Annotated in this window: 7 protein-coding genes; all 7 read right to left on the bottom strand. The window is 68.6% G+C overall.

The features are described from left to right. Positions 1–4 precede the first annotated feature (4 nt). The 7 genes from M8445_RS17070 to M8445_RS17040 all read right to left on the bottom strand — a co-directional run bounded on the left by M8445_RS17070 (position 5) and on the right by M8445_RS17040 (position 12,983). Entirely contained in the window at positions 5–1,036 is a 1,032-nt protein-coding gene (locus tag M8445_RS17070; RefSeq protein WP_273991427.1) for a hypothetical protein, read from the bottom strand. Further along, a complete protein-coding gene (locus tag M8445_RS17065; RefSeq protein WP_273991426.1) occupies positions 1,033–1,665 on the bottom strand; it encodes a hypothetical protein in 633 nt (210 codons plus the stop codon). The genes M8445_RS17070 and M8445_RS17065 overlap by 4 nt, the downstream gene beginning before the upstream one ends. After that, the gene (locus M8445_RS17060; protein WP_273991425.1) at positions 1,665–2,786 is read right to left on the bottom strand and encodes a hypothetical protein; all 1,122 of its coding nucleotides are present in this window, start codon (positions 2,784–2,786) and stop codon (positions 1,665–1,667) included. Before M8445_RS17060 ends, M8445_RS17065 begins: the two co-directional genes overlap by 1 nt. Before the next feature lie 212 nt (positions 2,787–2,998). Then, positions 2,999–5,350, bottom strand: a complete 2,352-nt coding sequence (locus M8445_RS17055) for a hypothetical protein (protein ID WP_273991424.1) — start codon at positions 5,348–5,350, stop codon at positions 2,999–3,001. 3 nt (positions 5,351–5,353) lie between these two features. Continuing rightward, positions 5,354–5,701, bottom strand: a complete 348-nt coding sequence (locus M8445_RS17050) for a hypothetical protein (protein ID WP_273991423.1) — start codon at positions 5,699–5,701, stop codon at positions 5,354–5,356. Next, positions 5,698–6,138, bottom strand: coding sequence for a hypothetical protein (locus tag M8445_RS17045; RefSeq protein ID WP_273991422.1), 441 nt, complete (start codon positions 6,136–6,138; stop codon positions 5,698–5,700). Before M8445_RS17045 ends, M8445_RS17050 begins: the two co-directional genes overlap by 4 nt. Next, positions 6,135–12,983, bottom strand: a complete 6,849-nt coding sequence (locus M8445_RS17040) for a phage tail tape measure protein (protein ID WP_273991421.1) — start codon at positions 12,981–12,983, stop codon at positions 6,135–6,137. Before M8445_RS17040 ends, M8445_RS17045 begins: the two co-directional genes overlap by 4 nt. Positions 12,984–13,015 lie beyond the last annotated feature (32 nt).

Genomic DNA, 13,015 nt, shown 5'->3' with positions numbered 1-13,015 from the left:
CCGCTTATTCCTGCGTGAGCGTGGTACTGAACCAGCTGAAGCCGTCGCTAAACCGGATGGTGGGTGCCACGCCTTCCGGGGCTACGACCTCCCAGTACCCACCACGCGGCGGGTCCACGGTCGCCGCGCGAACAATCGGCAGGCTGTAGTGCGTGACCGGACCGGCCAGGGCGCCAGCAGCGGCCGCCTGGATCTGCACGCCGACCATGCCGTTCAGGGAGTTGTTGTACTGGTCCTCTGCCCGGACAGTGATGCTCGCGCCGGACTGCGAAACCGCGTAGGCAGGGATCGACACGTCCATGTTGAACAGCAGCACGAGCGTGTCGTGCGGGTTGCCGTACAGCAGCGGTGGAATCGTGATGGTCGTGCCGAGGAAGTTGGTGACCATGCCGAGCGGACTCCCCTCATAGACCGGGGTGTCGTTCGCGTCGTACAGGCCGATCAACTGGAGTGATCCGGGGGGGGCCTGCACGGCGTTGATCAGGATCTGGTCGATCACCTGGAGGGGGATGGTGTTCGCTCGGATACTGAGTCGCCGGACGGGAATGTTGGTGCCAGCTCCGCTGATCCGGCCGAGGTTGTCGGCACCGGCCCCCTGGCTGAGCACGATGGGGCCACCTCCGCCCCCACCGCCTCCGCCCCCGCCCCCTTCCAGGCTCGCCAGTCTGGAGGCGAGGTTCACGCCCAGGTCCTTCGGCGTGACGACCGGGCCACCGTTGAGGATCAGGTACCCCTCTCCGTCCAGGGTGCCCTGGATCTCGCTGAGGCCTTCGACGGGCGAGGTCATCTCGATGGTGGTGGCGGTTGCACTGGTGTCCGTGCGGGTCAGGCGCAGCGTGCCCGTCGTCTGGAAGGCGTAGCCGGGCGTGAGGGTCTGCCACGTCCCGCTGCCGCCGGTGCCGGTGAACTCCAGGGTAACGGCCGGGCCGAACTGACCGAGGTAAACGCTATCAATCAGGCCGTTTGGGCGGACGGGGATCAGCGCGCCGCCGGCAGGTGTGGCCGTGGCGAGGATCAGGGGGATTTTTGCATTCATGGCGCTCCTGATAGGGCCAGCAGCAGCTGCGAGATGCGGCTGCCGCGCGTGTCGAGTTCGAAGGTGATCCCCTCACTGGGGGCGCTGACAAGGGTGGTCACGATGGCCCAGGGGTGGACGCCGCGCGGCGGCCGTTTCCCACCGGGCGCGTGCGGGCCGAGTGGGTACGCGGTGACGGGCTGACCGTCCACCAGCCACGCGCCGCCGACCGTCGCCCGCGCGGTCAGGACGCGCTGCGTGGCCGCGCTCAGACTGGCCGGGCCTGCTGGGTAGGTCACGCGCAACCGGCCGGTTACTCCTGTCCGGTCGTCGATCTCGTCGGGCCACGCGGCTGGCAGGTACAGGCTGCGTTTGTTCAACGCCGTCAGGGCTGGGGCGCTCTCCAACCACTCGGTCCCCGACCAGACCTCCACCCGCTCCGGCCGCAGCCACGGGGCCGCACCTCTCGGCAGGGTCTCATCACGCAGCGGGGAGCGCAGGGAGTCCGTCACCCGCACGCCCAGCGGCGGGGGTGGCGGAACGCGCGCTTCCGGTTTCGGCGGGCGCCCTGGCCGCCCCAGTCGGGCCGCGCGCCACTCGTCCGGGTGCGCGTGCACCCAGGGGTCGTTGTCTCTGATCGTGACAGCCATCAGGTCTCCGTTGCGCCCAGGTCGCGCGTGACCGCCTCGTGCGGCGGCCAGGTGTTGTGCAGGGGTCCGGCCCGCCCGAAGCCCTGCCAGTCGGCCGGTTTGAGGCCCAGGCCTGCCAGGAACGTGGACAGCGGCACGGACTGCGTGGTGGGCGGCTCGCCTTCCAGCGGCAGGTCCACCCGCGTCATCTGTCCGGAGTGCTCAATCAGCAGGACGGTGCCACCAGCCCCACGTCGATACGCGGCCCAGCTCCCCGGGCCACTCCACGATCCGGCCGGGCAGCTCAGGATGTCCGTGCCGCCCAGGCGCGCGTGATCATCGGTGGGTTTGCCTTGGAGGGTGACCACCCCCCCAGGCCCACGCCAGCGCTCTCCGAACGGCAACAGGTCCGGCTGTGCGCCGGTCTCCAACGGTGCCCAGACCAACCGGATCGGGGCGCTGCGGGTGCGCTCCTCGCGCGGCAGGTCGTAAATCTGGTTCGGCGCGAACGGGTACGCGACCTCCGCGTCGTTCGGCGCGCCCAAAAACTGGCCAGTCGGGATCGGCACCAGCCAGCTGCCCAGGCCCATGCGGTGTTCCTCGTCTGGAGTGCCCAGGCCACGGTTCACGCGCCCGATCAACGAGAATGACACCTCGCCGCTTGACCCCTTAAACGCCTCGAACCGCAGCTCAATCGGCCGCACGGGTGGCACGCTGTTGCTGAACATCTCCTGATCCTGGTACGTGAAATCAATCCATTGCGCTTGGTTGCTGCGCGTGACCGTGCGGGTGCTGTTCGACTCTGTGCCCGTCGCGTACGGAATCACCCGATCAGCGAGCAGGTTGTACCGCCGAGTGAACGTGCTGGACGTGAACGTGGACGGCTCGGGCACCATCCAGTTCGCGCCCGAGATGAACGTCCAGACGCGCGTGCCGGTGACGAGGTACTCGCCCGGCGCGGAGGTCGCTGTCTCCTGCACGCCCAGGAGTTCTTCGGCGGGCCGGATCACGCGCGCCTCGTGGTCTACGGTGTACGTGGTCGGCAGGCTGCGCAGGCTGCCGTCGTCCAGCGTGAACGCCCGCTGGGTGTCGTCGTTGCCCGTCCGGGACAGCGGCCGCCCGTCCGGACCGTTGCCCGGCACATGGCGGCTCCCGAAATCGGAGGGCCGCTGCCCGGTGGCGTACCAAGGAACGGGCGGCAGGAAAGGAATTTCCTCATCCACCTGGGGCGGGCGGCGTCCCATAGGTCGCCCGTGCACGGCGGGCCGGAGGGGCGACCTTGGCACGGGCGGCTTCTCGTCTGGGCAGCAGCATTGGCCCAGCAGCAGCTTCAGGGTGGCCTTGTCGCGATCGTTCACGTCATGGCCTCCTGCCCGTAGTTCCCGGTGGCCGTCGGCCCGTACCGAGGGTCGTCGATCCATTCGAGTTCGTCGAGCGGGCTGGGGTACTGCGTGCCGGCGACACGCACGAAGACGTTCTCGAACCTCGGAGCGTTCCCATCGAACTGCCCAGTGAAGTGCTGGACGGTCACGCCGCCCACCTGCCGGAACAGAACGATGTCCCGGTATGTCGTCTGCGTGGACTGGTAGGCGTGCTCACTCAGGCGCGGCGGCTGCGGTTCATGCGTGATGACCTCCGTGCTGGCCTGCCCGCTACCAACCTGCACGGTGACGCTCTGGACTACGCCGCGCAGGCCCCGCCCGTCCGCGTCCTGGGCGGCCATGCCCGGCACGATGGGCGGGACGCCGATCAGAGTCCGGGTGCGCGTGATTCGTTGCGCGAGATCTGCGGCCACCCAGCGCGCGTACGTGGCGAGCGTGCCCCGGTCGCGGGTCCAGCTGACGGACCGGGTGACCTCCGTGCCCTGGCGGCCTGCGTCCGCGCGGATCTGCACGGCGTTCGGGATGGCCCGCTGACGCTTGCTGCATGGGTCGGGGCAGGTGACGCGGGTGGGCGCGGCGTCCATCGGTTCAGCGCCGCTGGTGATCGTGCCGCCGCGCACGCCAAGGCGGACCGGGTCGAAGCTGTCCGCGTCGTACACCGGCACCGGAATGCCGCCGCTCTCCCGCCACTCCATCAGCCAGGACGGCCGGAACGTCTCGAACCGGACCCGTTCCAGGAACTCGAACGGCGCGAGCGGCCCACGGTCGGGCAGCTCGCCTTCCGGGTTGGCCTGCTGCACGCTGGACAGCTTCCGGGTCGTCTTGACGCGGGATTGCAGCCACCCTTCCGGACTCCAGGTCTGCTCGATCAGCTCTGTTTCCTCGCCCAGCGGATCGCCAGCCGTGACGGCGCTGATGAAGCCGTACGCGCCGGTGATTTCCGTGCGGACCTTCGTGGCGACCGTGTACCCCCAGGAGCTCTTCACGGTCTGCTGCCGCAGCAGCATGTCGCCGCAGGTCGGGTGGTAAGTACTCGTGGTGTGTTCCTCGCTGGTCAGGACGCGCCCGAATTCCCGCGTGACCGTCTGGCCGTTCACCTGCTCCTGCACGGTGAGCCGCTGCGTGGTCGTGCTGTACACGCCGACGATCTGCCCGAGGACCTTGTTGTACGCGGTGCGGACCTCGCCCTTCCCGTCCGGGGTGGGTGCGCTCCGGAGCCACTGCAGGTTGGGCAGGATCTCCTGTTCGAACCCGGTGGGGTCCGGGGCGAGTTGGATGAGGCCGCCGAGGTCCGGGAGGTCCACCAGGAGGTCCGCGCCGGTCATAACCACGGACGCGGGGAGCTGCGCGCTTTCCTGCCTGCGGGTGCCCCCGCTGATCAGGTCGTCGCCCGTGGTGTCCAGCGTTCCGTCACTGCCGCCCGGGGGGAGGATCAGCAGTTGCACGGACGATCCGAAGCGGCGGATGACGGGGTGCCAGCCGATCGCAAAGTACGTGTCGTCAAGCACCTGCTGAGGCGTCTTGCCGGCCGTGCTGTACGGCGTGTCCCACTCGGTCCAGACTTCCCCGGTGAGCGGATCGACGTTCGGACCGAACGACAGGAAGACTCCGGCTGCCTGGACGGCGCGGGCGACCACCCCTGAGACCCGCATGGTCTGCGGTTCGGGGCGGGCGCGGCAGTCCTGGCCGCGTTCCGGGCGCGGCGTGGGCTTGCGGATGAAGTCCACCAGCTCTGGCAGGCGCACCGTGCCCAGCCGGACGGCGGCCGCCGTGTGAGCGCGGACGGTGGTGCGTTCCAGGCCCCGGGTTTCGTCCACCTCCCACTGGTCATCGAGGTCGAGCGTGACCTGCCGGAAGGACGTGCGGACGCTGTAGGGCTGAGAGACGCCGTCCAGAGTGCCGGCCGTTCCGCCGCTGCCCTGGACTTCCACGGTTGCCGTGACGCTGCCTTCTCCGGGGGTGATCACGCCGGGCAGGGTGATGGTGCCGGTCGGGCCGGTCCCGTCGTCGCTGAGTTCCACGCTGACCGGGTCGCCCAGGCTGGTGCGGACCCGGACGGTGGCGGGAACCGTGCCGTAGATCACCTGCGGGGCGGGCGGCGCGACCTGCCCCGCAGCGGGCCGCCAGGCCAGCGCGACGTGCAGCAGTTCCTCCGTGCCGGCCGGGCGCGTCCCGGCGTCGTGCGTGAGTTCCTGGTACCCGCCCCAGCCGCCCCGAGCGACATGCACCAACTGCACGGTCGCGGCGCTGGTGGCCTGAGCCTCGTGCAGGATCTCTGCCGGTGCAGGCTCGGCCTCCTGGCTCCATTGGAGGATGAACGGCATGCGTTACTGGGCGTACCGGACGCGCAGCTGCCCGTGATCCGCGCCGGTCGTGGTGACGCCGCTCGGCGTGGTCCAGGACTCCTGCACGGTCAGGAACGCGCCGGGCGCGAGGGTCTCCGTCAGGACGGGCTGCCACTCGCCGGTGAGGGTCACGCCGTTCAGGCTGACGCGGTACTCGCCGTCGGCGAGGCTGTCGTTCACGACCAGCGCCTCGACGTTCATGATGGGCTCGTCGCCGGTGTTCACGAGCCGCAGTTCGCGGGTGGGCGTGGAGGTGCCGGGCGGGACGCTGCCGAAGTCCGTGGCGGGCGCGGGGGTGCCGTCCGGCAGTCGCAACTGGAGTTGTTTCATGTGGGCCTCCCGATGATCACGGCCTCGAAGCCGCTGTAGGTGAAGTACTGCTCGGTGGGCACCCCGTCCGGTCCGGTGTCCACGGCGTGCAGGGTGGTGTCGAAGGGGCTGGTGACGATGGCGTTCACCCAGACGCGGCCGGTGCTGAGGGTGTAGTTTTCGCTGATCGTGACGCGCTGTCCGGGCAGCAGGTTGCGCAGCGCGTCGGCCTGCGCGTTGGGAATGACGACGTTCTCACCGCCGGCGATGCTGAGGCGGGTGACCTGCACGTCCGGCGGGAGTTGCGCGACGCTGACGCCGCTGGCCAGCGCGAGGAGTGTCAGGTCCCGTTCGGGCGTGGCGCGGACGTACCCGGTGCGGGGGTCGGGCACGCCGTCCCAGTCGGTCCCGCTGAAGGTCACGCCCGCGACGGTCAGGTAACGGTCCTGCCAGTTCATCTGCAACCTCCCCCTGCCCAGGCCTTAGCCGTGAGGGCCTGGCTGACCTTCTGGTCGAATAAGTTCGATGCCAAGCGAATGACGTCTTGGGGCGTCATCTCTTTGGCGTCGTTGACTGTGGTGTTGAAGTGGTAGTGGTTCACGATGCTGTTCGTAATGCTGTTGATGCGCGGATCTGCCCGAGAAACAGGTAGGGCCGTGATGTTGACCGGCTGGCTCAATGCGGCCCGCAACTGCGCCGCGAACGCGGCTGCAAATGCTTGTCCCGCTTCCGAACCTCGTTCAGTGGCTTGCGCAGTCAGGTCTGGCAAGGCCACAGTGCTGAGGGCCGCTCGGGTGGATCTCGCGGTAGCAGCAGCCCGTTCCTGATCGAGTTGCTGCTGGAGGGGTGCGAGGGCCGTGAGTACGGCCGTCTGCCGTTTAACCTCAGCTGCGGCTTGAGCAGCCTGCACCCCGTTATTACCTGCCACGGCTTTCGCGATCTCGATGGCAGCCTGAACCTCATACGCGATGCGGGCCTGCCGGCGGCTCTGACTTCCCAGAAACGCGGATTCCTGCGCGGCCTCGAGCTGCTGAGCAATCTGCACCTCATCACTTGCAGAATTGAAGCGGCCTTCTTTTGTGAGGATGTTTTTCTTGCGGTCTTTCTGAAGTTCAACGTATTTGGCGACCTCCAGATTGATAGCTCGTTGATCTTCCAGGTCCTGCCGCGTGACGGGCGATAAGCCGCCGAGCTGCCGCCGTCGCTTGACCTGTTCGGCAAGTTGCGCGTTGGCGCGATCGAGAGCGCGGGATGTCTCCTGGGTCAGGGCAGAGGCTTCCTGGTACCCGGTCGCGCCAAGTTCCTGCACGGCGCGTTGCCGCTGGAGTTCTAGGGTGACCTCGCGGTTGATGTCGCGCTGGAGCGTCAGGTCTTCACGGGTGACTTTCGTGCTGTCCCGCAAGTTCAAGCGCAGTTGGGCCTGTTTGACGAGCGCGTCGTTCTCAGCTTTCAGGGTGCGCTGCGCCTCGTCACGCCTGATGGCGTTCGGGTTGACGGCGCTGGTCTTGGCGATGAGCTGCTGGAGTTCCTCCTGCCGGGTAACAGCGGCGAGCTGCGTGGCCTCCAGTTCGTTGAAACCGGCGTCCGCGATGCGCACGGCGCTGCTGAGCCGGGCGTATTCCTCGAACTGCCGGGCGGCGTCCGCGCGAGCCTGGAAGGACTGGGCGCGCAGCTTATCGATCTCCCCCAGGCCTTTCAGTGCACGCTGCCGGAGTTGGTCGAGCTGCCGCCCGGCCTCGTCGGAGATGACGGTCTGCACATCCTTCAGGGCGTCTTTCTCGCCGCGCCGTAGCCGGTTGATGAGGTTGATGCGTTGCGTGGAGTCCAGGCCCGCCTGCCGCAGCGCGTCCGCGAATTGATTGGAGTTGGCGTTCGGGTCAGCGGCCCGTTTCAGGAAGTCCTCGCCGAGGGACTGGACGGTGGCGTTCAGGGTGGCCGCGCGGTCCTGTTCCGCCTGCGCGACCCGCCCGGCGGCCGCGGCGATCTGCGCGTAAGTGGCGGACTGATCGGAGAGGAGGCGGTCGGTGTCGGCCAGGGCCTGCTGGCGGCGGGTTTCTGCCACCTGAAGGGTGAAGGCGGCGGCGGCGCGGTCGGAGGTGTCGCCGGCGCGGGAGAGGTCGTTCAGGCGGCTGGTGGCGTCAATGACGCTGTCCAGGCCGCTGATCTGTTCGTCGTAGGCGTCCGCGACGGCGTTCAGGCTGGCGCGGTACTCGCTGATCGCGCCCGTCAGGGCGTCCACGCGGGCGCGGCCCTGCTCGGCCTCCTCCCAGCCCAGCGCCCCGCCGGTCCGTTCGAGACTGAGCAGGAGGGAGTCGGCGTCCGCTTCGGCCTCACGGAGCTTCAGTTGAGTGCGGGTCAGCTGCGCCTGAGTGCGGGTCAGTCCGGTGTCGCCACCCTGGCCCTGCGCGGCCGTTTGCAGGTTGTCGAGTGCGTCCCGCAGGGCGCGTTGGAGTTCCACGCGGGCGCGTTCGGCGGCGGCCAGCTTCCTGACGCCCTCCGCTTCCTGCGCGAGCAGGTCCAGGCGGGCCTTCTGGAGGTCGAGTCGCTCACCGTCGCTGAGGTTCTGAGCGGCGGCAGCGGCCTGTTCCTGCACGTTCAGGCGCAGCCGTTCGCGCGTGGCGGCCAGATCCACCCGGGCCAACGCCACCTGATCCCCAGCGGCGCGGCTGCGGGTCAGGGCGCTGCGCGTGGCGGCCTCGCTGAAGTCCACCTGGGCGCGCAGGGCGTCGACCTGAAGGCGGGCCAGCTCGCGTGCCTGCTGGGTTTCTTGCACGAGCAGCCCTGTGCGTTTTTCTTGCAGGGCCGCGCGCTGCTCGTCGGTCAGCAGCAGCTCGTCAGCCTGCGCGATGCGCCGGTTCGTCTCCGCGAGGTTCTGGCGGGTGATAGCCAGTTCCAGGCGGCGACCTGCGGCAGAGTCCTCCGCGATCCCGGCCAGGGTCGCCTCGGCCCGCACTTCGGTCTGCACTTGGGCGAGTCGGCGGTCCTCGTCGGCAAGTCGGGCCTGGGACAGCGCCCGCTGCGCCTGCGAGAGGCCGAGCAGTGCGCCGGCACGTTCCGTCGCGGCCTCGTCGAACGCCGCGCTGGTCCGCGCCACGCTGACTTTTCGCTCCGCGATGGCCAGGGCGTCCCGTGCGTCCTGCGCGGCTCGTTCGCTGTCCGCAACCGGCCCGCCTCCCTGCCCGGCCAGTTCCTGCGTGAGTGCCCGCTGGGCGCGCAGTCCGGTCAGGCGGCGCTGCTCGGCTTCCACGCCCGCACGGTCCATCGTTTCCTGAAGGTCCAGGATCTGCCCGTACAGGCCCAGTCGGGTGACGGCGAGGTCGTTCTTCTCGCTTTCCCCCGTCGTGTCGGCAATGCGCGCGTCCAAGCGGGCCACCTGATCGAGCAGGTTGGTCATGGCCTGGCCCCGCACGTCCGCGAGATCCGCGTCAGTCTGAGCGAGCCGTTCGTTCAGCTTCAGTTCCGCGTCGAGGCGGGCCTGAGCGCTGGCGCGCAGCTCCTCATCCAAGTCCTGTTCCTCGCGTTTCCGTTCGGTCAGGGCGTGCTGCACGTCGTCCCGCTCGCGGACGAGGCGGTTCAGGTCCCGCTCCGCTCCACCCTGGGCGCGCAAGGCCTGCACCTGCGCGTCGAGGCCCTGCACGCGGCGCTCGTCACCGGCGTTCGCGGCAGCCAGCGCCGCCAGCCTTTTCTCCTTGGTGGTGGCGAACTCCACGTCGCGTTGGAGTTCAGCCTGCTGGAACTGGATCTCTGCGTCGGCCTTCAACTTGCCGCGCTGCGCGGTTCCCTGGATGACGATGGCGGTCAGTTCTGCCTCCCTGGCGCGGAACAGGGCGGCCTGCGCAGGGGTGGGCGAAGCAACGTTTCCGAAGGCCTTGCGCAGTTCAGTCAGTTGCTCCCGGGCACTGATGAGCAGCTTGTCGATAGGCGCGGTCGCGCTGGTGATAGCCGCTTCGAGAGGCGTCTGAGAGGCCTCTCGAAGGTCCCGCCGGAGCGCGCCGGCTTCCGCGCTCGTCTCAGCGAGGCTTTTCTTGAATTCCTTCACCCGGTCGAGGTTCAGGTCACCCAGGCGCTCCAGCGCATCGTCGATCGCGCCGACCTGCCCGGCATTCCCAGACGCGACAGCCCGCGCCCGCTCGGCCTGCAGCACGCGCTGGAGCGAAGCCAGCTCCGCGCCGGTGGCCTCGTCCAGCCGCTTCATGCGCTCGTCGAGGCCCTTCTTGTAGATGGCCAGCCGCTCTCTCTGAATGCGGGTCTCCTGGTCCGTGATTCGGCCCTCACGCGCCGTCTCCTCGGACTGCTCCAGAGTGCTGAGATCCTGCTGGTATGTCCGCCGGGCCGTCAGTTCCAGCTCGGCGCGGCGGCCGCCCGCAGCCTTGGCGTCCTGGAGACTCTGGGTCAGGGTGTTCAGGAGCTGCGAACGCTGAGCCTGCCCGGATAGCGCCGCCTGAGCTTCCTGCAGGCGCAGGATCTGCGGACCGAACCGCTGCTCGGCCGCGAGGCGGGCGGCAGGAACGTCCCCGGCCAGCGCAACGGCCCGGTCCCGTTCCTGCACGAGCTGCGCGGTGGCGGCGGCGTACGAGCGGCCCTGAGCCCCCAGCAGTTCACGTTGCGCGGCCTTCACCTTCTCCAGCCGGTCGTCGTCGATCTTGTCCAGATCCGCTGCGCCCTTAGCCCGGATGGCCTTGATCGCGGCGGTTTCCTGCCGCGCCAGCGCCACGGCCTGGGCGGTGAACTTCGCGCGGCTGCTGCTGGTCGGGGCGGACTTCGCGTTGGTTCGCGCCTCCGAGATCTGCTCGCCGTACAGCTTGCGGGTGTCATCCACCTCGCGCTGGAGTTCTGCTTCCCGTTTCTTGCGGCCGTCCTGCTGGATGGCCAGTTGAGCGTCCTGCACCTCGCGTTCGTGCTTGAGGCGCAGTTCCTCGTCGGCCTTCAGTTGCTTATCGACGATGCCCTGGATGAGCCCGCCCCGTTCCTGCTGGGCGCGCTTCTTGAGTGCATCCCCCTGCGTGGGCGTCAGCTCACCCTTCTCCAGGGCCTTGTCGACACTCGCGTTGAAGTCGTCCAGGGCCTTGCGGGCACCCTGAAGGTCCTTCTCGAACGTGGTGGCTCCGGAGTCGCTGAACTGCGCGCGGACGTCCTTCAGCCGTTGAATCAGGTCATCGTAGGCGTCGGTCTGTTCTGCCGTGGCCGCCACGTCATTTTCCTTGCTCTTGCTGGCCGCGAGGCGCGCCGCGTCGGCGTCCACCTGAGCCTTGATCTCCGCCTTCACGGACGCGAGCCGTTTGTCGAGAGAAGCGTTCTGCTCCGGGGTGTTCTCCTGATTGAAGCGCAACTCGATCAGCAGCAGCTGCTTGGCCTTCAGTTTCCCGAGGGGACCCTGCGCACTCAGCTCCTTGACGCGCGCCATGAGCTTCTCCTGGGCCTGATTGGCGCGTTCGTCAATCTGGTCATACGTGGCCTTCACATCACCAGCGATCTTGAAGTTCGCCGCAATGGTACCCGCCGCGAACAGGGTCGTGGCGGCCAGCGCGAGGCCCGCCGCAGCCGGAATCGCCATGAGGACAGCCAGCGCCCCCCGAAGTCCGTTGGCCGCGAACCCGATCGCCAGTTCCGTGCGGATCAGCGCGAGGGAGGCAGCGGTCTTGGCAAAGATCTGCGCGGCAGCGGTCGCCTGCAGGAGTTTGACGAACGCGGCGAAGCCTCCAGCCCCTAGGGCGCCTTTGGAGGCCAGGGTGTTCAGTGTCAGGGCCAGGGTGACCCCGCCGATGCCTACGGCGATGGCATTCAGGTAGTCCTTCACGCTGTCGGGGGACTGGGTGAGTTTATCCAGCCCACGAATGAACGCTGACAGGCTGTCCAGAGCCGTGGATAACTTGGGGCCGAACGTCTGCGCGAACGACAGCGCCAGGTCATCCACGCTCTTGCGGACGCGCTCCTGGGCTTTTGCGGGACCCTCGGTCAGGGCGTTCGCGTACTGATCGAGCGCCCCTTCGGAGTCCTGCAGCGCGGCAATGTACTTGTCCGTCGCGTCCGTCATGTTCAGGAAGCCGACGACGCCGCGCGAGCGGAAGATGGTGCTGGCCGCAGCCACGCTGTCCGCCTGCCGGATCTGCGACTGGGTGGCCTGATCGTACGTCTGGCCGGACACCGCTGCGGCCTTGCGCAGGTCCATTAGGATGTCGCGCACGTCGCGGGCCGAGCCGTCGAGGTTCCGGGTGGCGACGCCCAGCTTATCGATTTCCTTCCGGGCAACCCCGGTGGGGCTGGCCAGCGCCATGAGGACCGCGCGGAAGGCGTTGGCGCCCACTGTGCTGGCCTTCAGGCCCTTGTTGTCCAGCGCGACGAGGATCCCCACGGTTTCTTCCAGGCTGAAGTTCGCCTTGTCCGCTAGGGGGCCGACGACCGCGAGTCCCTCCATGAGCTCCTTCGCTCCTGAGGCCGCCTGGATGGACCCCTTGGCGAACACGTCACCAAACTTCGCGGCCGCAGCGGCTGCTTCCGGTCCGTCCTTCCCGAACTGGCGGAGGGTGGACAGCAGCAGCTTGTTCGTCTCGACCAGATTCGTACCTTCAGCCCCGGCGATCTTGTACCCGGTCGCGGCGACCTTCAGCGCATCCGCGCCCTCAAGGCCCTGCTTGGTCAGGTCCGCCACGCCGTTGCCGAGTTCTGCCCGGTTGAATTGCTGCGCGGCCCGGCCGCCGGCTTCCTGCAGCGCGCGGATCTGTTCGTCAAGGTTCGCGCCCAGGTTCGGCCCCTGGGCGTTGAGGATGTTCACGGCGTTCTGGAATTCGCCCAGCTGCTTCACCCCGTGCGAGGCGAGGCTGGCCGTGGCAATCCCGATCGCGGCGAGCCCGCCGACCAGGGCGTACGCGCCGATGGTGTTCAGGCGCTGCGCGACGGTCAGTCCACTCAGGGCATCCGTGACGACCGCTGCTCCCGACGCGAACAGCCCGAGCGGGCCGGGGATGAACCCGAACACGCCCGTGAGACGCTGCGTCATGCCGAGGTTCGCGCCAGCGGCGGCGGTCAGGCGCATGATGCTCCGCTCGGTGGCGAGGATCTGGCTGTTCGCGCCCGTCAGGCTTGCCGTGCTCATGCGGATGCTCAGGGTGCGCGTGCCGGGCCCGCCCAGGCCGTTCAGGGCGGTCCGCAGGGCTGTGGCGCGCGAAAGGGCCTGCGTGAGGCTGGTGGAGTCGAGGTTGATGTTGCGCCGGGCGGCGATGCGGGCGACGGCGGCGTCCACGCGGCCGAGCTGGGCCAGCGCCTGATTCACGTCGAGCAGGTATCGGTCTTGCAGGTTTGCCATGGGCACCCCCTTGGGTGGCAGGTAAGGTGGAG

It is taken from the genome of Deinococcus aquaticus, assembly GCF_028622095.1.
GTDB classification, from domain to species: domain Bacteria; phylum Deinococcota; class Deinococci; order Deinococcales; family Deinococcaceae; genus Deinococcus; species Deinococcus aquaticus.
Note: the sequence above shows the minus strand (reverse complement) of the source record. Positions and strands in the feature narration are given on the sequence as shown.

Bases quoted from the DNA above. Each gene is read 5' to 3' on its own strand.
- M8445_RS17045 (WP_273991422.1), bottom strand. From the start codon at position 6,138: ATGAACTGGCAGGACCGTTACCTGACCGTCGCGGGCGTGACCTTCAGC.
- M8445_RS17050 (WP_273991423.1), bottom strand. From the start codon at position 5,701: ATGAAACAACTCCAGTTGCGACTGCCGGACGGCACCCCCGCGCCCGCC.
- M8445_RS17055 (WP_273991424.1), bottom strand. From the start codon at position 5,350: ATGCCGTTCATCCTCCAATGGAGCCAGGAGGCCGAGCCTGCACCGGCA.
- M8445_RS17040 (WP_273991421.1), bottom strand. From the start codon at position 12,983: ATGGCAAACCTGCAAGACCGATACCTGCTCGACGTGAATCAGGCGCTG.
- M8445_RS17065 (WP_273991426.1), bottom strand. From the start codon at position 1,665: ATGGCTGTCACGATCAGAGACAACGACCCCTGGGTGCACGCGCACCCG.
- M8445_RS17070 (WP_273991427.1), bottom strand. From the start codon at position 1,036: ATGAATGCAAAAATCCCCCTGATCCTCGCCACGGCCACACCTGCCGGC.